Genomic DNA, 24,976 nt, shown 5'->3' with positions numbered 1-24,976 from the left:
CTTATTCGACGATTTCAGCGACGATGCCGGCGCCGACGGTGCGACCACCCTCACGAATAGCGAAACGCAGGCGCTCTTCCATGGCGATCGGCACGATCAGTTCCACGTCAACCGTGATGTTGTCGCCCGGCATCACCATTTCGGTGCCGGCCGGAAGCGTCACGATGCCCGTCACGTCCGTCGTGCGGAAGTAGAACTGCGGACGGTAGTTGGTGAAGAACGGCGTGTGACGGCCACCCTCCTCCTTCGTCAGGATGTAGGCCTCGGCCTTGAACTTCTTGTGCGGCTTCACAGAACCCGGCTTGGCCAGAACCTGGCCGCGCTCGACGCCGTCACGGTCGACGCCGCGAAGCAGCGCGCCGATGTTGTCGCCGGCCTGACCCTGGTCGAGCAGCTTGCGGAACATCTCGACGCCCGTGCAGGTCGTCTTCGTCGTCGGACGGATGCCGACGATCTCCAGTTCCTCGCCAACCTTGACGATGCCGCGCTCGACGCGACCCGTCACAACCGTGCCGCGGCCCGAGATCGAGAACACGTCCTCGATCGGCATCAGGAACGGCTGGTCGATCGGACGCTCGGGCGTCGGGATGTACTCGTCAACCGCAGCCATCAGCTTGCGGATCGCGTCCTCGCCCAGCTCCTTGTTGGAGTCCTCCAGAGCGGCAAGCGCCGAGCCCGGAACGATCGGAATGTCGTCGCCGGGGAACTCGTAGGCCGACAGAAGCTCGCGAACCTCAAGCTCGACAAGCTCCAGAAGCTCCGGATCGTCAACCTGGTCGACCTTGTTCAGGAACACAACGATCGCCGGAACGCCAACCTGACGGGCAAGAAGAATGTGCTCGCGCGTCTGCGGCATCGGGCCGTCGGCCGCCGAAACAACCAGAATAGCGCCGTCCATCTGCGCCGCGCCCGTGATCATGTTCTTCACATAGTCCGCGTGGCCGGGGCAGTCCACGTGCGCATAGTGGCGCGCATCCGTCTCGTACTCAACGTGAGACGTCGCAATCGTGATGCCGCGCGCCTTCTCTTCCGGCGCGTTGTCAATCTGGTCGTAAGCCCGGAAATCACCAAAATACTTCGTGATCGCTGCCGTCGTCGACGTCTTGCCATGGTCAACGTGACCAATCGTGCCAATGTTCACATGAGGCTTATTGCGCTCGAATTTACCTTTTGCCATGTGAGGTCTCCATTCCTGCTTGCCCACCGGGGCGTTGAATTAAGTTACAATGCAACCCGTGTGGGATTACGCGTATTTCTTCTGCACTTCCTGCGCCACGGCGGTCGGAACCGGCTCGTAGTGGTCGAACTGCATGGTGTACTGGGCGCGGCCCTGCGACATGGAACGAAGGGTATCCACGTACTTGAACATGTTCGCCAGCGGAACCATGGCATTGATGACCACGGCGATGCCGCGCGCTTCCTGCCCCTGGATCTGACCGCGACGGCTGTTCAGGTCGCCGATGATGTTGCCGACATACTCTTCAGGCGTCACGACCTCGACCTTCATGACCGGCTCGAGGAGCTGCACGCCGAGCTTCGGAGCCGCTTCACGGAAGCAAGCACGCGAGGCGATTTCGAACGCGAGCACCGACGAGTCGACGTCGTGGAAGGCACCGTCGATAAGCGTCGCCTTGACGCCGATCATCGGGAACCCGGCGAACGGACCGGAAGACATGACGCTCTCGATGCCCTTCTGGACGCCTGGAATGTATTCCTTCGGAACGGCGCCGCCGACGATCTTGGACTCGAACTGGTAGTCCTCGCTCTCGGTGTTCGGCTCGAAGATGACCTTGACGCGGGCGAACTGGCCCGTACCACCGGTCTGCTTCTTGTGCGTGTAGTCCTGCTCGTGAGTGCGGGTGATCGTCTCGCGATAGGCAACCTGCGGCGCGCCGACGTTGGCCTCGACCTTGAACTCGCGCTTCATGCGGTCGACGATGATGTCGAGATGAAGCTCGCCCATGCCAGCGATGATGGTCTGGCCACTTTCCTCGTCGGTCTTGACGCGGAAGGACGGATCCTCGGCCGCCAGACGATGCAGAGCCAGACCCATCTTTTCCTGATCGGCCTTGGTCTTCGGCTCGATGGCGATCTGGATGACCGGCTCGGGGAACTCCATGCGCTCCAGGATGACCGGGGCCAGCGGATCGCAAAGCGTATCGCCGGTGGTGGTCTCCTTGAGACCGGCCAGAGCGACGATGTCGCCGGCAAATGCCTCCTCGATGTCGGCACGCGAGTTGGAGTGCATCTGCAGCATGCGGCCGATGCGCTCCTTCTTGCCCTTCACCGTGTTGTCCACCGAGATGCCCTTGGTGAGCTTGCCCGAGTAGATGCGGCAGAAGGTCAGCGAACCGACGAACGGGTCGTTCATGATCTTGAACGCAAGCATCGAAAGCGGCTCGTCGTCGGTGGAATGACGAACGATCTCGGCCTCGGTCTTTGCATCGATACCCTTGATGGCCGGGATTTCATCCGGAGCCGGCAGGAAGTCGATAACCGCATCGAGCAGCGGCTGAACGCCCTTGTTCTTGAACGCCGTACCGCAGAAAACCGGATGGAATTTGACGTCGATTGTGCCCTTGCGGATCAGAGCGCGCAGTTCGTCGATCGACGGGATGTTGCCTTCGAGATAGGCATTCATCGCATCGTCGTCCATCTCGACAGCGGCCTCGACGAGCTTCTCGCGATATTCTTCAGCCTTGGCCTGCATATCAGCAGGAATCTCGACAACATCCCACTGCGCACCCAGAGCCTCGTCGTGCCAGACAAGAGCCTTCATCTCCAGCAGATCGATGACGCCCTTGAAATCGCTCTCGGCGCCGATCGGGAGCTGCATGGCAAGAGGAACAGCGCCGAGGCGCGACCTGATCATGTCAAGGCAGCGATAGAAATCGGCGCCGATCTTGTCCATCTTGTTGCAGAAGATCATGCGCGGAACATGATACTTCTCGGCCTGGCGCCAGACGGTCTCGGTCTGAGGCTCGACGCCCGCGTTGGAGTCGAGCAGCGTGATCGCCCCGTCGAGCACGCGCAGCGAACGTTCGACCTCGATGGTGAAGTCGACGTGGCCGGGGGTGTCGATGATGTTGAACCGGCGATCCTTGCCGTCACGGCCCTTCCAGGAGGTGGTGGTGGCAGCGGACGTGATGGTGATGCCGCGCTCCTGCTCCTGCTCCATCCAGTCCATGGTCGAGGCACCGTCGTGCGTCTCGCCCATCTTGTGGTTCTTGCCCGTGTAATAAAGGATACGTTCGGTCGTCGTCGTCTTGCCGGCATCGATGTGGGCCATGATGCCGAAGTTACGATAGTCGTGGATGGGAAATTCGCGGGCCATGGGAGGTGCCTCTTACTCTTCTTTCGCGCTTACCAGCGGTAGTGCGCGAAGGCGCGGTTGGCTTCGGCCATCTTGTGGGTGTCTTCACGCTTCTTGACGGCAGTGCCACGGTTGTTGGCCGCATCCATCAGCTCACCCGAAAGACGGTCGATCATGGTGGTTTCGTTGCGGTTGCGGGCAGCCGAGATCAGCCAGCGGATGGCGAGAGCCTGACGGCGCTCCGGACGGACGTCGACCGGAACCTGATAGGTCGCACCACCGACGCGACGCGAACGCACTTCCACGTGCGGCGCGACATTGTCGAGCGCCTGATGAAAGACGCCGACCGGCTCCTGCTTGGTCCTGGACTGAACCTGATCGAGGGCACCGTAGACGATGCTCTCGGCAACCGACTTCTTGCCGTCGTACATGACGGCATTCATGAACTTGGTGATGACGAGATCGCCGAACTTGGGATCGGGGTTGATCTCGCGCTTAGCTGCACTGTGACGACGGGACATGCTGTTGTCTCTCTTCTCTCGCGCGGCGCATAAAAAGAAAGCGCCGAAGCCGCAAACTTACTTCGGACGCTTGGCGCCGTACTTGGAGCGACGCTGCTTGCGGTTTTTAACACCCTGGGTGTCGAGCACGCCGCGGATGATGTGATAGCGCACGCCCGGAAGGTCCTTGACGCGACCGCCGCGGATCATGACCACGGAGTGCTCCTGAAGGTTATGCCCCTCGCCCGGGATATAGCCAATGACCTCGAAGCCATTGGTCAGGCGGATCTTCGCAACCTTGCGCAGAGCAGAGTTCGGCTTCTTCGGCGTCGTCGTATAGACGCGCGTGCAGACGCCACGCTTCTGCGGGTTCTGCTGCATGGCCGGGACTTTGTTGCGCACTGCCGGCGCCTTGCGCGGCTTGCGGATCAGCTGGTTGACGGTAGGCATTAAACCCTCTTGTCTCTCAATTCCGTGTCTCAAACCCAGTCAGGGCAGCTTCAAGAAGCGTTTCCATACGCAAATTCGGGCCACAAGCCGCCTTTCGCGGTGCTGCCCGAACAAAAAGCAGAGGAAGCGTTGCCGCTTCATGCATGCCGGAAATGTCTTTTTCGCTCGTAAAACGAACCCTGTTTGAGGCTAACTCCGAGGCGCGTCGCCCCGAAAAGGAAAGTCTCACATCGGCTCAGACTGGGCGGCTTCTACTCGCAAGCCCCCGTTTCGTCAACCCCGTGACGCCAGAATCTGCACCGAAACCCGGCCTTTGCGCCGTTTCGGCCGCCTCTGGTAATTTTCTTTCGCGACTGATGCGGGATTGCGCACAATGTGGTCGTGATTTTGCTGTCTTGCAAGGCCGCTTCATGCGATCCGGATGTTCAGAAGCCTTATATCCACGACCAAAGCGAGAATCACCGATGAACGACAATGAAACGCAGGACGGGGACCGCGCCGTCACGATCATCACTGGCCGCGTTTGGCGCCGGAAGGGCGGCACGCCCGAAGGCGTTCATGTGATGCTGGTCGCGCCCGACGACGATTCCGCCGTGCGCAGGGCGCTGGAATCACTTGCGGCCGAAGGTTATGCGGAAGCCGAACTCGACCAGATCGGCGACATGCAAGGCGAGCCGGACGACGAACCGCACCTGTCAGCCTATCAGGGCGCCCTCGAAGGCGAGGTTTCCGTCATCACCTTCGAAGAGCCGGACTGAAGGGAGCACTCCTTCGGTAAGGATCGCTTCTAAATATGAGGAGGCCCGCAAGGTTTCCCCCGAAAAGACGCAGCGCCACCACGCCCGGAACGCTCACCTGAATTGACAGGCGGACCGAAGCGGGTTCAACTTCTGTTGTCGCAGCGCAACAAATGTTCCGGAACCACCGGAACCATTTCGGGAGGGAAACATGGACGCGTTCCTGAGCGGCCTCAAGGCCATCGTCGATACGCTGGGAGCCACCGTGCTCCTGCCGGTCGTCATCTTCATCATCGCACTCATTCTCGGCGCCAGGGCCGGCAAGGCATTCCGCGCCGCCGTCACCATCGGCGTCGCCTTCATCGGCATCAATCTCGTGCTGGGGCTCATGCTTGGCACGATCGGCGATTCGGCGCAGGCCATCGTCAGGAACACCGGCATCCAGCGCGATATCGTCGATGTGGGCTGGCCTTCGGCAGCGGCGATCGCCTTCGGCTCCTCGGTCGGGCTGTGGGTCATTCCGATCGCCATCGTCGTCAACATCGCCCTGCTGATGGCGCGGCTGACACGCACCCTGAACGTGGACGTGTGGAACTTCTGGCATTTCGCCTTCATCGGCTCGCTGGCGACGGCAGCTACGGGAAGCCTTGGCTACGGCCTCGTCATCGCTGCCCTGATGGCTGCGCTGGCGCTCCTGTTTGCGGACTGGTCGGCCCGCGCGGTCCAGCAATTCTACGGCGTCCCGGGGGTATCGGTGCCGCATCTGGCCTCGGCCCAGATCCTGCCCATCGCCATCGTCGTCAACTGGGTCATCGACCGCATTCCGGGCATCAACAAGATCGATCTCAGCACCGAAACCATCGAGCGCAGGCTGGGCGTGTTCGGGGAACCGGTCGTGCTCGGCCTCATCATCGGCCTCGTGATCGGTGTGATCGCCTACTACAATGCCGGTGATGCAAGCACGGTGATTTCCAAGGTATTGCAGACCGGCATGACGCTGGCGGCCGCCATGCTGCTCCTGCCGCGCATGGTGAAGATCCTGATGGAAGGCCTGCTGCCGGTATCGGAAGCAGCGCATGAGTTCGTTCGCAAGCGGGCCGGAGACCGCGAGCTGCTGGTCGGGCTGGATTCGGCGATCCTCATCGGCCATCCCGCTGCCATCTCTTCGTCGCTGATCCTCGTGCCGATCGCCATCCTGCTGTCGATCATCCTGCCGGGCAACCGCGTCATCCTGTTCGCGGACCTCGCGGTCATTCCCTTCATCGTGGCGATGACAGCTCCGGTTCTGCGCGGCAATGTCTTCCGCATGGTGGTGGTCGGCACGATCACGCTGGCGGCCGGTTTCTACGTGGCCAACGCACTGGCGCCGCTGTTCACCAGCGCTGCTGTCGCGTCGGGCTTCACCATGCCGGCCAACGCGGTCCAGATCACCTCGGTGGTCGACGGCTTCCTGTGGATTTCCTATGTCGTGATCGCCGCGATCCAGAATCTCGCCGTGTTCGGCCTGATCCTGCTGGCCGCAATCATAGCGCTGTGCTTCTGGCTCTATCGCCGCAACACCGATGCCTGGGAACGGGCTGCGGGTGCCGGCGAGCCGGTGGAAGCCAGCCAGACACAGGAGGCCTGACCACATGTCGCAATCCCTTGCCGGGCAGATCAAACGCGACGCAATCGTCACGAGAGTCGATGCGGCGTCAGGCGAGGAGGTTATCCGCCTGCTCGCCGCGCGGCTGGAGAAGCTCGGTTATGTCCGGCCAAGCTTCGCCGACGCTGTTCTGGCAAGGGAAGCACGCATGCCTACCGGCCTGCCGATGGGGCGCGACAGCAACGTTGCCGTGCCTCATACGGACCCCGAACATGTCGTGAAGCCGGGAATAGCGCTGGCTACCCTGTCGCATCCGGTGGATTTCGCCAATATGGAAGACCCCGAAGAGTCGGTTCCCGTCGGGCTGGTATTCATGCTGGCGCTCAACGACAAGGACAAGCAGATCGAGATGTTGCAGCAAATCATGCTGACCATCCAGGACGAGACCCTGAGCCAGAAGCTGCTGGACGCCGGCACAGCGGACGAGCTGCTCGCGCTGCTCGACGGCGCACAACAAGGAGAACAATAGGAATGGCCCTGCAAAAGAACGTGCTGTTTGCCTGTGGTACCGGCATCGCAACCTCGACGCTGGTGTCGCATGCGGTGACAGAGGCGATGAAGGAGCGCGGCATCAACATCAATTCCACGCAATGCAAGGCGACCGAGGTGCGCTCCATGCTCAACGGCGTCGATCTCGTGGTTTCCACCACCCAGCTTCCCACCGATCTCGGCGTGCCCGTGATTACCACCCTCGCCTTCCTAACCGGTGTCGGCAAGGCGGATGTGCTGGACAAGATCGAGGCCACGCTGCGGGGCTGACCGGGGCCCAGCCGGCCCGTTTCAAGACAAATATCCAAAACAAAAGGCCGCCGGATCGCTCCGGCGGCCTTTCTCGTTGGCCTTGCGTCGGCCGACGGCGCTTACTGCGCCGCCGTCGTCATGTCGACCAGCATGGTCTCGGCCGCCTCGGCGCCCGAAGCCTTGCGGCGCTCGTCGAGGATCAGCTCGTCGCGCGAGGTGGCGATGCGGCGGATCTGGCTCATCTGGCCACCGGTACCGGCCGGGATCAGGCGACCCACGATCACGTTCTCCTTCAGGCCCTGCAGCATGTCGGTCTTGCCGGCAACAGCAGCCTCGGTGAGCACGCGGGTGGTTTCCTGGAACGACGCGGCCGAGATGAAGGACGGCGTCTGCAGCGAAGCCTTGGTAATGCCGAGCAGCACCGGCTGGCCGGCCGCGGGCTTCTTGCCTTCCTCGATCAGGCGATCGTTGATCTCGTCCAGTTCGATCACGTCGACATGGTCACCCGGGATGTAGGTCGAGTCGCCCTGCTCGGTGATTTCCACCTTCTGCAGCATCTGGCGAACGATCACCTCGATGTGCTTGTCGTTGATCGACACACCCTGCAACCGGTAGACTTCCTGGATCTCGTTCACAAGGTAGGAAGCCAGAGCCTCCACGCCGCGGATCGCCAGAATGTCGTGCGGCGCCGGGTTGCCGTCGAGGATGTAGTCGCCCTTCTCGATGACGTCGCCGTCCTGGAGATGGAACGGCTTGCCCTTCGGGATCAGGTACTCGACCGGCTCCAGCGTCGAGTCATGCGGCTCGATGATGATGCGGCGCTTGTTCTTGTAGTCGCGGCCGAAACGAACCGTGCCATCGATCTCGGCGATGATGGCGTGATCCTTCGGACGGCGAGCCTCGAACAGTTCCGCAACGCGCGGCAGACCACCGGTAATGTCCTTGGTCTTGGCGCTTTCCATCGGAACGCGGGCCAGAACGTCGCCGGGACGAACCTGCGCGCCGGGCTCGACCGAAAGAATGGCCTCGACCGAGAGCAGGAAACGCGCATCGCCGCCCTTGGACAGCTTCGCGACCTTGCCCTTGGCGTCCTGCACCACGATGGCCGGCTTGAGGTCGGCGCCACGCGGCGTCGAACGCCAGTCGATGACCTCGCGCTTGGTGATGCCGGTCGACTCGTCGGCCGTTTCCTGCACCGAGATGCCGTCGACCAGATCCTCGAACTCGACCCGGCCCTCGACTTCGGTGAGCACCGGACGGGTGTAGGGATCCCACTCCGCGATACGCTGGCCGCGCTTCACCTTGTCGCCATCGTCCACGAAGATGCGCGAACCGTAGGTGACACGATGCGTAGCGCGCTCCTTGCCGGCCTCGTCGAGGATGAGGATCGCCATGTTGCGGCCCATCACCACGAGGTGACCGTCGGAATTGCGCACCACGTTGCGGTTGCGGATCGCGACGGTGCCCTCATAGGAGGCTTCGAGGAACGAGGAGTCCACCACCTGCGCCGTACCGCCCATGTGGAAGGTACGCATGGTGAGCTGCGTGCCCGGCTCGCCGATCGACTGCGCGGCGATGACACCGACAGCCTCGCCCTGGTTGACCGGCGTTCCGCGCGCCAGGTCGCGGCCGTAGCAGACCGCGCAGACGCCGGTGCGAACCTCGCAGGTCAGCGCCGAACGGATGCGAACCGCCTGCACGCCAGCCTTCTCGATCAGTTCCACGTCGCGCTCGTCCATGAGGGTACCGGCCTTGACCAGAACCTCGCCCGAGACCGGATGAACGATGTCGTCAAGCGACGTGCGGCCGAGAACACGCTGGCCAACCGACGCGACCACCTGGCCAGCATCGACGATCGGCTGCATGGTGAGGCCCTTGTCGGTGCCGCAGTCGATGGAGTTGACGATGCAGTCCTGTGCCACGTCGACCAGACGGCGGGTCAGGTAGCCCGAGTTCGCGGTCTTCAGAGCGGTGTCGGCCAGACCCTTGCGGGCACCGTGGGTCGAGTTGAAGTACTCGAGAACGGTGAGACCTTCCTTGAAGTTGGAGATGATCGGCGTCTCGATGATCTCGCCCGACGGCTTGGCCATCAGGCCGCGCATGCCGGCAAGCTGACGCATCTGGGTGGGCGAACCACGCGCGCCCGAGTGCGACATCATGTAGATCGAGTTCATCGGCTTCTGACGGCCGCTGTCGTCGAACTCCACCGCCTTGATGCGGCCCATCATTTCCTCGGCGACCTTTTCCGAGCACTTGGCCCAGGCGTCGACAACCTTGTTGTACTTCTCGCCCTGGGTGATCAGGCCGTCGTTGTACTGCTGCTCATATTCCTTCGCGAGCGCTTCGGTGTCGGCCACCAGCCTGGCCTTGGTGTCGGGAATGACCATGTCGTCCTTGCCGAACGAAATGCCGGCGCGGCAGGCATGGCCGAAGCCGAGCTGCATGATGCGGTCGCAGAAGATCACCGTCTCTTTCTGGCCGCAGTGGCGGTAGACGGTGTCGATCATCTTGGAGATGTTCTTCTTGGTCATCTCCTGATTGGCGATATCGAACGGCACGTTGTGGTTCTTCGGCAGAAGCTCGCCGATGATCATGCGGCCGGGCGTGGTCTCATAAATCTTCGAAACCGGGTTGCCCTCGGCATCGACGGTCCTGAACCGGCCCTTGATCTTGGCATGAAGCGTAACGGCGCGTGTTTCGAGCGCGTGCTGCATCTCGCCCATGTCGGCAAAGGCCATGCCCTCGCCCGGCTCGTTCTGGTTCATGATCGACAGATAGTAGAGGCCAAGAACCATGTCCTGCGACGGAACGATGATCGGCGCGCCGGAAGCCGGGTGCAGGATGTTGTTGGTCGACATCATCAGCACGCGGGCTTCAAGCTGGGCTTCCAGCGAGAGCGGCACGTGCACGGCCATCTGGTCGCCGTCGAAGTCGGCGTTGAAGGCGGTACAGACCAGCGGGTGAAGCTGGATCGCCTTGCCCTCGATCAGGGTCGGCTCGAACGCCTGGATGCCGAGGCGGTGCAGCGTCGGCGCGCGGTTGAGCAGCACCGGATGCTCGCGGATAACCTCGTCGAGGATATCCCAGACCTCGGGGCGTTCCTTTTCGACCAGCTTCTTCGCCTGCTTGACAGTCGACGAATAGCCCTTGGCGTCGAGACGGGCGTAGATGAACGGCTTGAACAGTTCCAGCGCCATCTTCTTCGGCAGGCCGCACTGGTGCAGCTTCAGCTCCGGACCGGTCACGATGACAGAACGGCCCGAATAGTCGACGCGCTTGCCGAGCAGGTTCTGGCGGAAGCGGCCCTGCTTGCCCTTGAGCATGTCGGACAGCGACTTCAGCGGACGCTTGTTGGCGCCGGTGATGACGCGGCCGCGACGACCGTTGTCGAACAGCGCGTCGACGGCTTCCTGAAGCATGCGCTTCTCGTTGCGCACGATGATGCCCGGCGCGCGAAGCTCGATCAGGCGCTTCAGGCGGTTGTTACGGTTGATGACGCGACGGTAGAGATCGTTCAGGTCGGAGGTCGCGAAGCGGCCGCCATCCAGCGGGACCAGCGGGCGCAGGTCCGGCGGGATGACAGGAACGACCTTCATGATCATCCATTCCGGACGGTTGCCGGATTCCATGAAGTTCTCGACCACCTTGAGGCGCTTGAGCAGCTTCTTCTGCTTCAGCTCCGAGGTCGTCGAAGCCAGCTCCGAACGCAGATCGCCCGCGATCTTCTCAAGGTCCATGGAAGCCAGCAGCTCGTGGATGGCTTCAGCGCCGATCATGGCAGTGAAGCTGTCCTCGCCATATTCGTCGACGGCCAGCATGTACTCCTCTTCGGAGAGAAGCTGGTTTTCCTTGAGCGCGGTGAGGCCCGGCTCCGTGACGATGTAGTTCTCGAAATAGAGAACGCGCTCGATGTCCTTGAGCGTCATGTCGAGCAGCGTTCCGATGCGGCTCGGCAGCGATTTCAGGAACCAGATGTGGGCGACCGGGGCGGCCAGCTCGATATGGCCCATACGCTCGCGCCGCACACGCGACAGGGTGACCTCGACGCCGCACTTCTCGCAGATGACGCCCTTGTACTTCATGCGCTTGTACTTGCCGCACAGGCACTCATAGTCCTTGATCGGGCCGAAGATGCGCGCGCAGAACAGGCCGTCGCGCTCGGGCTTGAACGTGCGGTAGTTGATCGTTTCCGGCTTCTTGATCTCGCCGAACGACCACGACAGGATCTTCTCCGGGCTGGCGAGCGAAATCCGGATGGAATCGAACACCTGCGCGGGCGCCTGCGGGTTGAAGAGATTCATGACCTCTTGGTTCATGCCATTCTCCTTTGCGGGGTCCTCGAATACCCCAATTTCGTTTTCGTGCGGGCGGGACCCGCGAGAACCGGCCTCGGCCGGAAAATTTCATGCGATCCGCCGAAGGATCGCTGGCGGCCGCACATTCATGCGGCCGCTTCGGCCATTTACTCGGCGGCGTCCGGCAATTGCGTCGCGCCGGCATCCTGCTTGGTGTTCTCCAGCTCGACATTGAGGCCGAGTGAACGCATCTCCTTGACGAGAACGTTGAAGCTCTCCGGAATGCCGGCCTCGAACGTGTCGTCGCCCCGCACGATGGCCTCGTAGACCTTGGTGCGGCCCGCCACGTCGTCCGACTTCACCGTCAGCATTTCCTGCAGCGTGTAGGCGGCGCCGTAGGCTTCGAGCGCCCACACCTCCATCTCGCCGAAACGCTGACCGCCGAACTGCGCCTTGCCGCCCAGCGGCTGCTGGGTGACCAGCGAGTACGGGCCGATCGAACGGGCGTGGATCTTGTCGTCGACCAGGTGGTGGAGCTTGAGCATGTAGATGTAGCCCATGGTCACCTTGCGGTCGAACGGCTCGCCGGTGCGTCCGTCATAGAGCTGCGACTGGCCGGAAGTATGGAGACCGGCCTGCGTCAGCATGTGGTCGATGTCCGCCTCGTTGGCGCCGTCGAACACCGGCGTGGCGATGGATACGCCGCGACGCATCTGCTCGCCGAGACGCACGACGGACTCGTCGTCATACTCGCGCACCGGCTCGTTGCGGTCGTTGGCCGGGATGACGGCTTCGACAGTCTCGCGCAGAGGCTTGATGTCGCCGCTGGCCTTGTAGGCATCGATCAACTCGCCGATCTTCCTGCCCATGCCGGCACAGGCCCAGCCGAGATGCGTCTCCAGGATCTGGCCGACGTTCATGCGCGAAGGCACGCCCAGCGGATTGAGCACGATGTCCGCGTGCGTGCCGTCTTCGAGGAACGGCATGTCCTCGACCGGCACGATGCGCGACACGACACCCTTGTTGCCGTGACGGCCGGCCATCTTGTCGCCCGGCTGCATCTTGCGCTTCACGGCCACGAAGACCTTGACCATCTTCATGACGCCCGGAGGCATTTCGTCGCCGCGCTGCACCTTCTCGACCTTGTCCATGAAGCGCTGCTCCAGCGCCTTCTTGGAATCGTCGTACTGGCCGCGCAGGGCTTCGAGCTCGCTTTGCAGCTTCTCGTCCTCGACGGCGAACTGCCACCACTGCGAACGCGGATAGTCGTCCAGCGTCTCCCGTGACAGCGTTGCGCCCTTCTTGAAGCCCTTCGGCCCGGCAATCGCTTCCTTGCCGATCAGCATGTCTGCCAGGCGGGCATAGACGTTGCGGTCGAGAATGGCCTGCTCGTCGTCACGGTCCTTGGCGAGACGCTCGATCTCCTCGCGTTCGATGGCCATGGCGCGCTCGTCCTTCTCCACGCCGTGGCGGTTGAAGACGCGCACTTCCACGACCGTGCCGAAGGTTCCCGGAGGCATGCGCATGGAGGTGTCGCGCACGTCGGACGCCTTCTCGCCGAAGATGGCGCGCAGGAGCTTTTCTTCCGGCGTCATCGGGCTCTCGCCCTTCGGCGTGATCTTGCCGACGAGAATGTCGCCCGGCTGCACCTCTGCACCGATATAGACGATGCCGGCCTCGTCGAGGTTCTTCAGCGCCTCTTCCGAAACGTTCGGAATGTCGCGCGTGATTTCCTCCGGCCCGAGCTTGGTGTCGCGCGCCATGACCTCGAACTCCTCGATGTGGATCGAGGTGAAGATGTCGTCGGCCACGATCCGCTCGGAAAGCAGGATGGAGTCCTCGTAGTTGTAGCCGTTCCACGGCATGAAGGCGACGAGCACGTTGCGGCCCAGCGCCAGATCGCCGAGATCGGTGGACGGACCGTCGGCGATGATGTCGCCCTTGTTGACGTGATCGCCAACCTTAACCAGCGGACGCTGGTTGATGCAGGTCGACTGGTTCGAGCGCTGGAACTTCATCAGACGGTAGATATCGACGCCCGACTTGCCGGGATCGAGGTCTTCCGTGGCGCGGATGACGATACGCGTCGCGTCCACCTGATCGACGATGCCGCCGCGGCGGGCGCCGATGGCGGCGCCGGAGTCACGGGCGACGATCGGCTCCATGCCGGTGCCGACGAAAGGAGCCTCGGCGCGCACCAGCGGCACGGCCTGACGCTGCATGTTCGAGCCCATCAGCGCGCGGTTGGCGTCGTCGTTCTCGAGGAACGGGATGAGCGCGGCAGCGACCGACACCATCTGCTTGGGCGAGACGTCCATCAGGTCGACCATCTCGCGCGGCGCCATCATCACCTCGCCGGCGTTACGGCAGATGACGAACTCATCCACGAAGCGGCCTTCCGCGTCCAGTTCGGCGTTGGCCTGAGCCACATAGTGCTTGGCCTCTTCCATGGCGGACAGATAGACGACGTCGTCGGTCAGCCTGCCGTCCACGATCTTGCGGTACGGGCTCTCGATGAAGCCGTACTTGTTGACGCGGGCGAAGGTGGCCAGCGAGTTGATCAGGCCGATATTCGGGCCTTCCGGCGTCTCGATCGGGCAGATGCGGCCATAGTGGGTCGGGTGCACGTCGCGCACCTCGAAGCCGGCGCGCTCGCGGGTCAGACCGCCAGGACCGAGAGCCGAGAGACGGCGCTTGTGGGTGATCTCCGACAGCGGGTTGGTCTGGTCCATGAACTGCGAAAGCTGCGAGGATCCGAAGAACTCGCGCACTGCGGCGGCAGCCGGCTTGGCGTTGATCAGATCCTGCGGCATGACCGTGTCGATCTCGATCGACGACATGCGCTCCTTGATGGCGCGCTCCATGCGCAGCAGACCCAGACGATACTGGTTCTCCATGAGCTCGCCGACCGAGCGCACGCGGCGGTTGCCGAGATTGTCGATGTCGTCGATCTCGCCCTTGCCGTCGCGCAGGTCGACCAGCGTCCTGACCACCGCGAGGATATCGTCCTTGCGAAGCACGCGCACGGTATCGGGGCAATCGAGCTCAAGGCGCATGTTCATCTTGACGCGGCCAACCGCCGACAGGTCGTAGCGCTCGGCGTCGAAGAACAGCGAGTTGAACATCGCTTCGGCCGTCTCGAGGGTCGGCGGCTCGCCCGGACGCATGACGCGGTAGATGTCGAACAGGGCGTCCTGACGGCCCTCGTTCTTGTCCACGGCCAGCGTGTTGCGGATATAGGCGCCGACATTGACGTGGTCGATGTCGAGAATCTGGATTTCCTCCTCGCCGGTGCCAAGCAGCACCTTGAGGGTCTTCTCGTCGATCTCGTCACCGGCCTCGAGATAGATCTCGCCGGTCTGGTAGTTGACGATGTCCTCGGCCAGATAGTTGCCGAGCAGGTCCTCATCGGTCGCCTTGATGGCCTTGAGGCCCTTTTCGGCGAGCTGGCGGGCCTGGCGGGCGGTGATCTTCTTGCCGGCCTCGACCACGACTTCACCGGTGTCGGCGTCAACCAGATCGTTGACTGCCTTCAGGCCCCTGAAACGGTCGACCTGATAGGGAATGCGCCAGTGGTCGCCGGCGCGCTTGTAGGTGATCTTGTTGTAGAAGGTCGACAGGATGTCTTCGCCATCCATGCCGAGCGCCATCAGCAGCGACGTCACCGGAATCTTGCGGCGACGGTCGATACGGGCGTGGACCACATCCTTGGAGTCGAACTCGATATCGAGCCACGAACCGCGATAGGGGATGACGCGGGCAGCGAAAAGCAGCTTGCCCGACGAGTGAGACTTGCCCTTGTCGTGATCGAAGAAGACGCCCGGCGAGCGGTGCATCTGCGAAACGATGACGCGCTCGGTGCCGTTGACGATGAAGGTGCCGTTCGAGGTCATGAGCGGCATGTCGCCCATGTACACGTCCTGCTCCTTGATGTCCTTGATCGACTTGGCGCCCGTGTCCTCGTCGACGTCAAACACGATCAGACGCAGCGTCACCTTGAGCGGCGCGGCATAGGTCAGGTCGCGCTGGCGGCACTCGTCAACGTCGAATTTCGGCGCCTCGAACTCGTACTTGACGAATTCCAGCATCGACGCGCCGGAGAAATCGGAGATCGGGAAGACCGACTTGAAGACCGCCTGAAGGCCTTCGTCAGGCCGGCCGCCCTCGGGCTCCTCGACCATCAGAAACTGGTCGTAGGAAGCCTTCTGAACCTCGATGAGGTTCGGCATCTCGGCAACTTCGGGGATCTTTCCGAAGAACTTTCTGACGCGCCGGCGGCCATTGAAAGTCTGGGTCTGGGCCATCATAGCTCCTTGCTCGCATCTCGGGGCGGATCACGCCGCGATCCGCCTTGCTTCCAGGCCGCCTCGGTGCGACCTTGTCCAAAACAGGTGAAAACCTGTTTCCTGAAAGCCGGTTCCGGCCCTCAGGAAAAAGGTTCTCCAACACAACCGCCGGGTCCTTCCCCCTGAAGAGAGGTGGCGGGCAGCGACAAGGCCGCCCGCCGGAACCCAAGCTGTTACTTCAGCTCAACCTTGGCGCCAGCAGCTTCGAGCTGGGCCTTGATCTTGTCGGCGTCGGCCTTGTTGGCGCCTTCCTTGATCGGCTTCGGAGCGGCCTCGACCAGATCCTTGGCTTCCTTGAGGCCCAGGCCGGTGATGGCGCGGACTTCCTTGATAACCTCGATCTTCTTGGCGCCGGCGTCGGCGAGGATGACGTCGAACTCGGTCTTCTCCTCGACCGGAGCAGCGGCGGCAGCACCGGCAACGGCGGCAACGGCAACCGGAGCAGCGGCGGAAACGCCCCACTTCTCTTCCAGCAGCTTCGACAGCTCAGCCGCCTCGAGGACGGTCAGGGCCGACAGGTCTTCAACGATCTTGGCGAGATCAGCCATTTTTCTTTTCCTTCAATAAGATTCGAACGTGTTGATGTTTGGCGAGGAACGGCCTCACGCCGCCTCGTCCTTCCGGGCATAAGCGCCGATAACGCGCACGACATTGCCTGCCGGTGCGTTGACGACCTGTGCAATCCGGGTTGCCGGGGTGGAAATCATGCCCACCAAACGTGCACGCAGCTCGTCGAGCGACGGGAGCGAGGCCAGAGCCTTCACACCATCGGCATCGAGCGAGGTCTTGCCCATAGCGCCGCCGAGAATGACAAGCTTGTCATTGCCCTTGGCGAATTCGGACGCGACCTTCGGAGCCGCAACCGGATCGTCCGAATAGGCGATCAGCGTCTGTCCCTTGAACAGCTCGATGATGCTTTCGGATTCCGTGCCCTGAAGAGCGATCCTGGCGAGGCGGTTCTTCGCGACTTTGACGGTTCCGCCGGCAGCACGCATCTTCGTACGAAGATCATTCATCTGCGCAACGGTGATACCGGCATAGTGGGCCACGATGACCGAACCGGCGCCCTTGAAGGCGTCGTTCAGACCCGCGACGAGTTCGCGTTTTTCCGCTCTATCCACTGCCTATCTCCAGTTGACCCCCGCAACATTCGCGAAGCGGGCGTCGGGTTGCCTTTTGCCGGCCGGTCCGGCCCTTTCGGACTTTCACGGTCAGCGCTCGAGGATCCTGTCCCCTTTCCGCCACGCCCGGAGGCGTACAGACAAAAGGCACACACGGTTCGAACCTTTCTTCGGAGGAAACCCCTCCTGTGTCCGGTCGTCACCCGTCTCATGCAGACCCGTTTGGATTAAGGACCGCTCGGGAGCGGACCGCCTGCAATCTCGGACAGGATTCCGGGACTTTCATCCCGGTTTCCGGACCCCGCCTGGGCGGGAGCCGGAATTTCAGCGAGGACCGGCACTTTCGCGGCGGTCCTCAGAAACTGCTTCAGGAAATGGCGAGGGACGCCACATCCAGCTTGAGGCCCGGGCCCATGGTCGAGGACAGGGCCACGCGCTTGACATATATGCCCTTGGCACCCGTCGGCTTGGCCTTGTTGACCGCATCGGCGAAGGCGCGGACATTCTCTTCCAGAGCCTTGATCTCGAAGGAAACCTTGCCGACGCCGCCATGGACGATACCGGCCTTCTCGACGCGGAACTCGACGGCGCCGCCCTTCGAAGCCTTGACCGCACCCGCCACATCGGTGGTCACGGTGCCGACCTTCGGGTTCGGCATCATGCCGCGCGGGCCGAGCACCTTGCCGAGACGGCCGACCAGCGGCATCATGTCCGGCGTGGCGATGCAGCGATCGAAGTTGATCTCGCCCTTCTGGACGATCTCGACCAGATCTTCCGCGCCGACCACATCGGCACCGGCAGCCTTGGCCTCGTCGGCCTTGTCGCCACGGGCGAACACGGCGACGCGGACATCGCGGCCCGTGCCATTCGGCAGATTGACCACGCCGCGAACCATCTGGTCGGCATGACGCGGGTCGACACCGAGATTCATCGAGATTTCGATGGTCTCGTCGAACTTCACCGACGAACGGTCCTTCAGGAGCTTGATCGCCTCTTCGAGAGCATAGACCTTGTTCGGGTCCAGACCTTCGCGGGACTTCGCTACGCGCTTGGAAATCTTAGCCATCTGATCAGCCCACCACTTCCAGGCCCATCGAACGGGCGGAACCTTCGACCATGCGCATCGCCGCTTCCACGTCGTTGGCGTTGAGATCCTTCATCTTGGCTTCGGCGATCTCGCGCACCTTCTCGCGGCTGATCTGGCCAGCCTTCGCCTTGCCCGGCTCCTTGGAGCCCGACTTGAGGTTGGCGGCCTTCTTCAGGAAATAGGTCACCGGCGGCGTCTTCATGACGAAGGTGAACGACTTGTCCTGATAATAGGTGATCACCACCGGAATCGGAGAGCCCTTCTCCATTTCCTGGCTCTGCGCGTTGAACGCCTTGCAGAACTCCATGATGTTGATGCCACGCTGACCAAGCGCAGGACCGATCGGAGGCGACGGCGTGGCCGACCCCGCAGGAACCTGAAGCTTGAGCTGGCCTGCAATCTTCTTAGCCATCTCTCATCTGCCTTGTGTCATGCCGGCCCCAGATCGGGAAAGCCGGCGGTTGCAGTCCGGTGGTGCGGTTCCAGCAGCCGGCTAAGCCGCCTCACCTCCCACCATTCAAGCGACGCAAACGGCGCGCCGCCCTTCAATGCCGCCCACCGGACGGCACAGATACGGATCAGCCCTTTTCGACCTGCCCGAATTCCAGATCCACCGGCACGGCACGACCAAAGATGGAAACCTCCACCTTGAGACGCGCACGCTCCTCGTCGACCTCCTGAACGAAGCCGTTGAAGGATGCGAAAGGACCGTCGGAAACGCGGATCGCCTCACCCACCTCAAAGGTAACGGAAGGCTTGGGACGCTCCACGCCCTCCTGCACCTGATGCAGAATGCGCTCGGCTTCCTTGTCGGTGATGAACATCGGCTTGGCGGTGTGCTTGTCCTCACCGAGAAAGCCGGTAACACGCGGCGTATTCTTGACGAGCGAGATCACCGCATCGTTGAGGTCCGCCTTCATCAGCACGTAGCCGGGGAAAAACTTGCGTTCGGCATCGACCTTCTTGCCGCGGCGCACCTCGACCACCTTCTCGGTCGGCACCACGATCTGCTCGATCCTGTCGCTCAGCCCCTTCTGGCGGGCCTTGTTCTCAATGTCGTCCGCCACCTTCTTCTCGAAGTTGGAATAGGCGTGGACGATGTACCAGCGCGCGGTCATGTAAGGACTTCTCCGTAATCGCCGAACTTAGCGTCCGATACCCAGGACCAGCTCGACAGCAAGGCCCATGAGCTGGTCGGCGGCAAAAAAGAAGACCATCGCCAGCAGCGAGAAGATCAGAACCATGACGGTGGAGATCATCGTCTCGCGCCGCGAAGGCCACGTAACCTTGCCGGCCTCAGACCGAACCTGCTGAAGGAAGACGAAAGGATTGGTTGTCTTCGACGCCATATGCCGCTCTGCTTTCAGGACCCGTGGGCCGGACCCTCTGGATGATCCCGCGTGGCGGGACGTGAAATATGAACCTTGCCACCTGCCGCGAATCAGCAAGCCGCTTCGTTCATGCAAATCAGACGCGCAAAGCCAGGTTCCCAGCTCCACGCGTCGCGTGCCCGTTCGTTCCTACATAAAACCGATTCTTGGCACGCGCAAGTGGCAAGCATCCGCTTTACGATCATGTGCCGCATCGGAACCATCCAGTCGTCCCGTCCCGGTCACACCGCCTTATGCAGCAAATCGCCCGATAAGGCAATAGATCGTCGAAACGACATCTGTTCGACGAGGAAATGGCAGGGGCAGCAGGGCTCGAACCCGCGACCTGCGGTTTTGGAGACCGCCGCTCTACCAACTGAGCTATACCCCTAGGTCGGCCGCATCCCGATGCGACAGCCGCTTCCTAGTGAGTCGGACGCGATCTGTAAAGAGAGAAAGCGCTTGCTCACAGCCGCGGGAAAGCGCCATCCCCACCCGTAAGCCCAGCCGCCCGAACAGGCCGGGCCGCTCCTGCACGAACCCAGCCCAACCGGATGCGTTCCGGAGGCGAAAAATCGTCATCCGGAGGCTCATGGAGATGGCAGCCGCCTTCCGGGCGGACAGGCAAAGCTATAGCGTTGGCTACCAGCAAACATGCCGGCACAGGCCGCTCATCCGATCCTCCTCGGGCACAGCGTTAGGGCAGGATCACTTCCCTGTCCGCCCGGAAGGCGGAAGCGCGACCATAAAGAAAAAGGGCGACCCGAAGGCCGCCCTTTCCCATGTCTCTGCTGACAGTAACCGTCAGCTTTATTCGACGATTTCAGCGACGATGCCGGCGCCGACGGTGCGACCACCCTCACGAATAGCGAAACGCAGGCGCTCTTCCATGGCGATCGGCACGATCAGTTCCACGTCAACCGTGATGTTGTCGCCCGGCATCACCATTTCGGTGCCGGCCGGAAGCGTCACGATGCCCGTCACGTCCGTCGTGCGGAAGTAGAACTGCGGACGGTAGTTGGTGAAGAACGGCGTGTGACGGCCACCCTCCTCCTTCGTCAGGATGTAGGCCTCGGCCTTGAACTTCTTGTGCGGCTTCACAGAACCCGGCTTGGCCAGAACCTGGCCGCGCTCGACGCCGTCACGGTCGACGCCGCGAAGCAGCGCGCCGATGTTGTCGCCGGCCTGACCCTGGTCGAGCAGCTTGCGGAACATCTCGACGCCCGTGCAGGTCGTCTTCGTCGTCGGACGGATGCCGACGATCTCCAGTTCCTCGCCAACCTTGACGATGCCGCGCTCGACGCGACCCGTCACAACCGTGCCGCGGCCCGAGATCGAGAACACGTCCTCGATCGGCATCAGGAACGGCTGGTCGATCGGACGCTCGGGCGTCGGGATGTACTCGTCAACCGCAGCCATCAGCTTGCGGATCGCGTCCTCGCCCAGCTCCTTGTTGGAGTCCTCCAGAGCGGCAAGCGCCGAGCCCGGAACGATCGGAATGTCGTCGCCGGGGAACTCGTAGGCCGACAGAAGCTCGCGAACCTCAAGCTCGACAAGCTCCAGAAGCTCCGGATCGTCAACCTGGTCGACCTTGTTCAGGAACACAACGATCGCCGGAACGCCAACCTGACGGGCAAGAAGAATGTGCTCGCGCGTCTGCGGCATCGGGCCGTCGGCCGCCGAAACAACCAGAATAGCGCCGTCCATCTGCGCCGCGCCCGTGATCATGTTCTTCACATAGTCCGCGTGGCCGGGGCAGTCCACGTGCGCATAGTGGCGCGCATCCGTCTCGTACTCAACGTGAGACGTCGCAATCGTGATGCCGCGCGCCTTCTCTTCCGGCGCGTTGTCAATCTGGTCGTAAGCCCGGAAATCACCAAAATACTTCGTGATCGCTGCCGTCGTCGACGTCTTGCCATGGTCAACGTGACCAATCGTGCCAATGTTCACATGAGGCTTATTGCGCTCGAATTTACCTTTTGCCATAGTCTCTTTCCCTGGGCGCGTGGACCTTTGGTTCAGTCGATGCGGGGCGATTAGCGAGAACGGCCATAAAACACAAGTGTCTTTTGGCCGGACCGGACCGCCGCCCTGCCCCTGATCATGCAACTGCGGGTGAATGACGCAGATATAGGAAGCTGCCGGCCAATTTGTAAGAGAGACAGTTTCCCGGCGCCATCCGCGATTCTGATGGGGAAACTGGAGCGGGTGATGGGAATCGAACCCACGTATTCAGCTTGGAAGGCTGCTGCTCTACCATTGAGCTACACCCGCGTTCCAGGTCTCCAGTCCGGCAGTGGTGGAGGAGGTTGGATTTGAACCAACGTAGGCTAAGCCAACGGATTTACAGTCCGTCCCCTTTAACCACTCGGGCACTCCTCCAGTCTGCCGACGGAGCCTTGCTGCGAGGCATTCGCACCGATGCCGGAACTCATCGAGTTGCCCGTCATCAGCGAAGCGCCTTATGGCCGCAAGGTTGTTTTGTGTCAACCGCGCCGAAGCGGTTTTCTCAGCAGATTTTTTGCGGCCACGCCCCGCATAGGCAAAGCCTGACTGCGGCGCTATAGGACGGCAATGAGCGACACGAAGAAAACCGGCACCCCGAAGGATTCCCACTATGCGCGCCTGCGCCGCGCCTACCGCGATGGAAAAGCGGGGCGCGATGAAAAAGCGGGGCGCGATGAAAAGGCGGCCGCGCCGCCTGCGCACCGGCCCCGGCGCAAGATAGCCCCCGGCGAAGGTCCCGGCGACGGGCTGGTGCATCTCTACGGCCTGCATACGGTGCGCGCGGCGCTCGCCAACCCCGCGCGCAAGGTGCGCTCCATGCTTGTTACGCGCAACGCAGCGGAGCGTCTCGAACTCGGCGCAACGGACACCCTGCCCTTTCCCGTCCGCATGGTCGAGCCGCGTGATATCGAGCGCATAACCGGCTCGGAAGCCGTTCATCAGGGCGTGCTGGTCGAGGCCGAACCGCTCAGGACAAAGCGTCTGGACGCGCTCGGGGACACAAAGCTGGTTCTGGTGCTCGATCAGGTGACCGATCCCCACAATGTCGGCGCGATCCTGCGCTCCGCAGTGGCGTTCGGGGCCGGAGCGCTCATAACCACAACGCGCCACAGTCCCGCGGAATCCGGAGTGCTGGCGAAATCCGCATCGGGCGCGCTGGAGCATATCGACCATATAGAAGTGCGCAATCTGGCCGATGCTCTGGAGACCCTCCACGAGGCCGGCTTCCAGAGCATCGGCCTCGATTCGGATGGCCCGGCCGAACTGGAAAAGACCTTTGCCGGCGACAGGATCGCGCTCGTCCTCGGGGCGGAAGGCAAGGGCCTGAGGCACAAGACACGCGAGACCGTCAGCGCACTGGCGCGTCTGGACATGCCCGGCGCAATCCGCTCGCTCAATGTATCGAACGCCGCGGCTGTGGCGCTCTATGCGGCGGGGAAATTTCTGAACACGTAGAGCATTCCCGCTTTTCCTCGAAGCGCAGAAACACTCCAGCCTTTGTTTTTTTACGCAATTCCGAATGCGAAACCGCTTCGCATTTTTGCTGGAATTGCTCTCGCGGCAGGACGAACGGGGCGCTGGCGGGAACATTCCCAACGCCCCGTTCGCCACCCGCCACCTGCTGCGGCTGATTGCCGGCTTCTTTCCCGGTGGCTCAGGCCACCTCATGCCCGGCCATGCGTTCCAGAGCGCGCACCATTGCCGAATGGTCTTCCTTCGCTCCGCCATTGGCCGCGCATGAATTGAAAAGCTGCTGCGCGGTCGAGGTGTTGGGCAGCGCGACGCCAAGGGCGCGAGCACCATCCAGCGCCAGATTGAGGTCTTTCTGGTGCAGTTCGATGCGGAAGCCGGGATCGAAGGTACGCTTGATCATGCGCTCGCCATGAACCTCCAGAATGCGCGACGAAGCCAGCCCGCCCATCAGCGCCTGCCGCACCCTCGCCGGATCGGCGCCGGCCTTCGAGGCGAATACAAGCGCTTCGGCAACGGCCTCGATGGTCAGCGCGACGACGATCTGGTTGGCGACCTTGGTGGTCTGGCCGACGCTGTTCGGGCCGACAAGCGTGACGTTCTTTCCCAGCTTCTCAAAAATGGAACGCGCCCGCTCGAAGGGCTTTTCCTCACCGCCAACCATGATGGTGAGCGAGGCGGCCTTCGCACCGACCTCGCCGCCCGAAACCGGCGCGTCGAGATAATCGCAGCCAAGCTCGTTGATCTTTTTTGCGAACGCCTTCGTCGCGATGGGTGAAATCGACGACATGTCGATGACCAGCTTGCCGTTCGAGAGACCGGAAGCGGCGCCGTCGTCGCCGAACAGCACCTCATCCACCTGCGGGGTGTCCGGCACCATGGTGATGACGATATCCGCCGCCTGCGCCACCGCCCTGTTGCCGCTAACGGTCTTCAGGCCCTTGGCCAAGAGGTCCGCAGGCGGCGGGGAACGGTGATCGGTGGTGACGACCGTGTAGCCGGCATCCAGAAGATGCCCTGCCATCGGCGCGCCCATGATGCCCAGCCCGATGAAGCCGATTGTTTCCATGATCCTCTCCTTTCGATCCCTCAGGCCGCCGCGCTGTCGCCGGCTGTCAATTCACGCAGCCAGCCGAGACCGGCTTCGGTGCCGTCCTTCGGCTTGTATTCGGCACCGATCCAGCCGGTATAACCAAGGCGGTCGATGAAATCGTACAGGAAGGGGTAGTTTATTTCTCCCGTACCCGGTTCGTGACGGCCCGGATTGTCCGCCAACTGGATGTGCGCGATGCGGCCAAGATTGGCCTCGATCGTGCGGGCGAGATCGCCTTCCATGATCTGCATGTGATAAATGTCGTACTGAAGCCAGAGGTTCGGCGAAGCGACCTTTTCGATCACATCGAGCGCCTGCCCGGTGCCGGTCAGAAAGAACCCGGGAATGTCGCGGTTGTTGATCGGTTCGATCAGCAGACGGATGCCTTCCTCCCCAAGCTTTCCCGCCGCATATTTCAGGTTCTCCACGAACACCTTCTCAAGTTCCTCGCGCGCAACTCCGCCGGGGGCGATGCCGGCAAGGCAATTCACCTGATCGCAACCCAGCGCATTTGCATAGGCTATTGCCCTGTCGACGCCTGCGCGAAACTCCCCGATCCGGTCCGGCAGAATGGCGATGCCGCGCTCTCCTGCGGCCCAGTCGCCCGAAGGCAGATTGAACAGCACCTGCGTCAGCCCGTTCTGCTTCAGGCGTGCGGAAACCTCGCCCGGCGCGTGGTCGTAAGGGCTGAGATACTCCACCCCGCTGAAGCCAGCGCGCGCCGCCGCATCGAAGCGGTCAAGGAACTCATGCTCACCGAAAAGCATGGAAAGATTGGCTGAAAACCGTGGCATGGCAGAA

General features: G+C 62.3%; 20 protein-coding genes and 3 tRNA genes. 5 read left to right on the top strand and 18 right to left on the bottom strand.

Annotated elements, in window-relative coordinates:
- Nucleotide 1: 1 nt before the first annotated feature.
- From tuf (DES43_RS10230) to rpsL, 4 genes are all read right to left on the bottom strand, one after another.
- Entirely contained in the window at nucleotides 2-1,177 is a 1,176-nt protein-coding gene (gene tuf / locus DES43_RS10230; RefSeq protein ID WP_036992748.1) for an elongation factor Tu, read from the bottom strand.
- 66 nt (nucleotides 1,178-1,243) lie between these two features.
- Nucleotides 1,244-3,334, bottom strand: coding sequence for an elongation factor G (fusA, locus tag DES43_RS10225; RefSeq protein WP_035033404.1), 2,091 nt, complete (start codon nucleotides 3,332-3,334; stop codon nucleotides 1,244-1,246).
- A gap of 29 nt (nucleotides 3,335-3,363) precedes the next feature.
- Entirely contained in the window at nucleotides 3,364-3,834 is a 471-nt protein-coding gene (gene rpsG, locus DES43_RS10220; protein WP_035033401.1) for a 30S ribosomal protein S7, read from the bottom strand.
- 57 nt (nucleotides 3,835-3,891) lie between these two features.
- Complete coding sequence (gene rpsL, locus DES43_RS10215) at nucleotides 3,892-4,263, bottom strand: 30S ribosomal protein S12 (RefSeq protein WP_035033399.1); 372 nt, start codon at nucleotides 4,261-4,263, stop codon at nucleotides 3,892-3,894.
- A 464-nt stretch (nucleotides 4,264-4,727) separates the two neighbouring features.
- Between rpsL and DES43_RS10210 the strand changes: the two genes are divergently transcribed.
- The 4 genes from DES43_RS10210 (at nucleotide 4,728) to DES43_RS10195 (ending at nucleotide 7,404) form a co-directional block, all read left to right on the top strand.
- A complete protein-coding gene (locus DES43_RS10210; protein WP_035033397.1) occupies nucleotides 4,728-5,021 on the top strand; it encodes a hypothetical protein in 294 nt (97 codons plus the stop codon).
- A gap of 190 nt (nucleotides 5,022-5,211) precedes the next feature.
- Nucleotides 5,212-6,627 carry a PTS galactitol transporter subunit IIC gene (locus DES43_RS10205; RefSeq protein ID WP_133675072.1) on the top strand — a complete coding sequence of 472 codons (1,416 nt, stop codon included), beginning with the start codon at nucleotides 5,212-5,214 and terminating at the stop codon, nucleotides 6,625-6,627.
- Between the two features lie 4 nt (nucleotides 6,628-6,631).
- The gene (locus DES43_RS10200) at nucleotides 6,632-7,114 is read left to right on the top strand and encodes a PTS sugar transporter subunit IIA (RefSeq protein WP_035033394.1); all 483 of its coding nucleotides are present in this window, start codon (nucleotides 6,632-6,634) and stop codon (nucleotides 7,112-7,114) included.
- Nucleotides 7,115-7,116: 2 nt separating this feature from the next.
- Nucleotides 7,117-7,404, top strand: coding sequence for a PTS sugar transporter subunit IIB (locus DES43_RS10195; protein ID WP_035033392.1), 288 nt, complete (start codon nucleotides 7,117-7,119; stop codon nucleotides 7,402-7,404).
- 101 nt (nucleotides 7,405-7,505) lie between these two features.
- Here DES43_RS10195 and rpoC read toward each other — a convergent pair whose 3' ends face one another.
- The 12 genes from rpoC to DES43_RS10135 all read right to left on the bottom strand — a co-directional run bounded on the left by rpoC (nucleotide 7,506) and on the right by DES43_RS10135 (nucleotide 21,987).
- Complete coding sequence (gene rpoC / locus DES43_RS10190; protein WP_035033391.1) at nucleotides 7,506-11,702, bottom strand: DNA-directed RNA polymerase subunit beta'; 4,197 nt, start codon at nucleotides 11,700-11,702, stop codon at nucleotides 7,506-7,508.
- Between the two features lie 146 nt (nucleotides 11,703-11,848).
- Entirely contained in the window at nucleotides 11,849-15,985 is a 4,137-nt protein-coding gene (gene rpoB / locus DES43_RS10185) for a DNA-directed RNA polymerase subunit beta (protein ID WP_035033406.1), read from the bottom strand.
- A gap of 215 nt (nucleotides 15,986-16,200) precedes the next feature.
- Nucleotides 16,201-16,575 carry a 50S ribosomal protein L7/L12 gene (rplL, locus tag DES43_RS10180; RefSeq protein ID WP_035033389.1) on the bottom strand — a complete coding sequence of 125 codons (375 nt, stop codon included), beginning with the start codon at nucleotides 16,573-16,575 and terminating at the stop codon, nucleotides 16,201-16,203.
- Between the two features lie 54 nt (nucleotides 16,576-16,629).
- Entirely contained in the window at nucleotides 16,630-17,148 is a 519-nt protein-coding gene (gene rplJ, locus DES43_RS10175; protein ID WP_035033387.1) for a 50S ribosomal protein L10, read from the bottom strand.
- Nucleotides 17,149-17,515: 367 nt separating this feature from the next.
- Nucleotides 17,516-18,214, bottom strand: coding sequence for a 50S ribosomal protein L1 (gene rplA / locus DES43_RS10170; protein ID WP_035033385.1), 699 nt, complete (start codon nucleotides 18,212-18,214; stop codon nucleotides 17,516-17,518).
- A 4-nt stretch (nucleotides 18,215-18,218) separates the two neighbouring features.
- A complete protein-coding gene (gene rplK / locus DES43_RS10165; RefSeq protein WP_035033383.1) occupies nucleotides 18,219-18,647 on the bottom strand; it encodes a 50S ribosomal protein L11 in 429 nt (142 codons plus the stop codon).
- A gap of 166 nt (nucleotides 18,648-18,813) precedes the next feature.
- Nucleotides 18,814-19,353, bottom strand: a complete 540-nt coding sequence (gene nusG / locus DES43_RS10160; RefSeq protein WP_035033381.1) for a transcription termination/antitermination protein NusG — start codon at nucleotides 19,351-19,353, stop codon at nucleotides 18,814-18,816.
- Nucleotides 19,354-19,380: 27 nt separating this feature from the next.
- On the bottom strand, nucleotides 19,381-19,584 hold the full coding sequence (gene secE, locus DES43_RS10155; RefSeq protein WP_035033379.1) for a preprotein translocase subunit SecE: 204 nt from the start codon (nucleotides 19,582-19,584) through the stop codon (nucleotides 19,381-19,383).
- A gap of 336 nt (nucleotides 19,585-19,920) precedes the next feature.
- A tRNA-Trp gene (locus tag DES43_RS10150) sits at nucleotides 19,921-19,996 on the bottom strand.
- A 419-nt stretch (nucleotides 19,997-20,415) separates the two neighbouring features.
- Nucleotides 20,416-21,591 (bottom strand): elongation factor Tu, encoded by a 1,176-nt coding sequence (gene tuf / locus DES43_RS10145; RefSeq protein ID WP_036992748.1) that lies wholly within the window; start codon nucleotides 21,589-21,591, stop codon nucleotides 20,416-20,418.
- A gap of 214 nt (nucleotides 21,592-21,805) precedes the next feature.
- A tRNA-Gly gene (locus DES43_RS10140) sits at nucleotides 21,806-21,879 on the bottom strand.
- Between the two features lie 23 nt (nucleotides 21,880-21,902).
- Nucleotides 21,903-21,987 (bottom strand) — tRNA-Tyr (locus tag DES43_RS10135).
- A gap of 192 nt (nucleotides 21,988-22,179) precedes the next feature.
- On the opposite strand from DES43_RS10135, the gene DES43_RS10130 reads away from it, so the two are divergent.
- Nucleotides 22,180-23,067: a TrmH family RNA methyltransferase gene (locus DES43_RS10130; protein ID WP_035025903.1), complete on the top strand. Its 888-nt coding sequence runs from the start codon at nucleotides 22,180-22,182 to the stop codon at nucleotides 23,065-23,067.
- 199 nt (nucleotides 23,068-23,266) lie between these two features.
- Here DES43_RS10130 and DES43_RS10125 read toward each other — a convergent pair whose 3' ends face one another.
- Both DES43_RS10125 and hyi read right to left on the bottom strand, forming a co-directional pair.
- Entirely contained in the window at nucleotides 23,267-24,151 is an 885-nt protein-coding gene (locus DES43_RS10125; RefSeq protein ID WP_035025902.1) for a 2-hydroxy-3-oxopropionate reductase, read from the bottom strand.
- A gap of 20 nt (nucleotides 24,152-24,171) precedes the next feature.
- On the bottom strand, nucleotides 24,172-24,969 hold the full coding sequence (hyi, locus tag DES43_RS10120; RefSeq protein WP_035025900.1) for a hydroxypyruvate isomerase: 798 nt from the start codon (nucleotides 24,967-24,969) through the stop codon (nucleotides 24,172-24,174).
- Between the last annotated feature and the right edge of the window lie 7 nt (nucleotides 24,970-24,976).

Source organism: Aquamicrobium defluvii, assembly GCF_004363725.1.
Lineage (GTDB): Bacteria > Pseudomonadota > Alphaproteobacteria > Rhizobiales > Rhizobiaceae > Mesorhizobium > Mesorhizobium defluvii.
Note: the sequence above shows the minus strand (reverse complement) of the source record. Positions and strands in the feature narration are given on the sequence as shown.

Coding starts and splice junctions, on each gene's coding strand:
- DES43_RS10200 (WP_035033394.1), top strand. CDS start 6,632: ATGTCGCAATCCCTTGCCGGGCAGATCAAACGCGACGCAATCGTCACG.
- rplL (WP_035033389.1), bottom strand. CDS start 16,575: ATGGCTGATCTCGCCAAGATCGTTGAAGACCTGTCGGCCCTGACCGTC.
- fusA (WP_035033404.1), bottom strand. CDS start 3,334: ATGGCCCGCGAATTTCCCATCCACGACTATCGTAACTTCGGCATCATG.
- rpoC (WP_035033391.1), bottom strand. CDS start 11,702: ATGAACCAAGAGGTCATGAATCTCTTCAACCCGCAGGCGCCCGCGCAG.
- rpoB (WP_035033406.1), bottom strand. CDS start 15,985: ATGGCCCAGACCCAGACTTTCAATGGCCGCCGGCGCGTCAGAAAGTTC.
- DES43_RS10130 (WP_035025903.1), top strand. CDS start 22,180: ATGAGCGACACGAAGAAAACCGGCACCCCGAAGGATTCCCACTATGCG.
- DES43_RS10125 (WP_035025902.1), bottom strand. CDS start 24,151: ATGGAAACAATCGGCTTCATCGGGCTGGGCATCATGGGCGCGCCGATG.
- secE (WP_035033379.1), bottom strand. CDS start 19,584: ATGGCGTCGAAGACAACCAATCCTTTCGTCTTCCTTCAGCAGGTTCGG.
- rpsG (WP_035033401.1), bottom strand. CDS start 3,834: ATGTCCCGTCGTCACAGTGCAGCTAAGCGCGAGATCAACCCCGATCCC.
- rplK (WP_035033383.1), bottom strand. CDS start 18,647: ATGGCTAAGAAGATTGCAGGCCAGCTCAAGCTTCAGGTTCCTGCGGGG.
- DES43_RS10195 (WP_035033392.1), top strand. CDS start 7,117: ATGGCCCTGCAAAAGAACGTGCTGTTTGCCTGTGGTACCGGCATCGCA.
- DES43_RS10210 (WP_035033397.1), top strand. CDS start 4,728: ATGAACGACAATGAAACGCAGGACGGGGACCGCGCCGTCACGATCATC.
- tuf (WP_036992748.1), bottom strand. CDS start 21,591: ATGGCAAAAGGTAAATTCGAGCGCAATAAGCCTCATGTGAACATTGGC.
- tuf (WP_036992748.1), bottom strand. CDS start 1,177: ATGGCAAAAGGTAAATTCGAGCGCAATAAGCCTCATGTGAACATTGGC.
- nusG (WP_035033381.1), bottom strand. CDS start 19,353: ATGACCGCGCGCTGGTACATCGTCCACGCCTATTCCAACTTCGAGAAG.
- DES43_RS10205 (WP_133675072.1), top strand. CDS start 5,212: ATGGACGCGTTCCTGAGCGGCCTCAAGGCCATCGTCGATACGCTGGGA.
- rpsL (WP_035033399.1), bottom strand. CDS start 4,263: ATGCCTACCGTCAACCAGCTGATCCGCAAGCCGCGCAAGGCGCCGGCA.
- hyi (WP_035025900.1), bottom strand. CDS start 24,969: ATGCCACGGTTTTCAGCCAATCTTTCCATGCTTTTCGGTGAGCATGAG.
- rplA (WP_035033385.1), bottom strand. CDS start 18,214: ATGGCTAAGATTTCCAAGCGCGTAGCGAAGTCCCGCGAAGGTCTGGAC.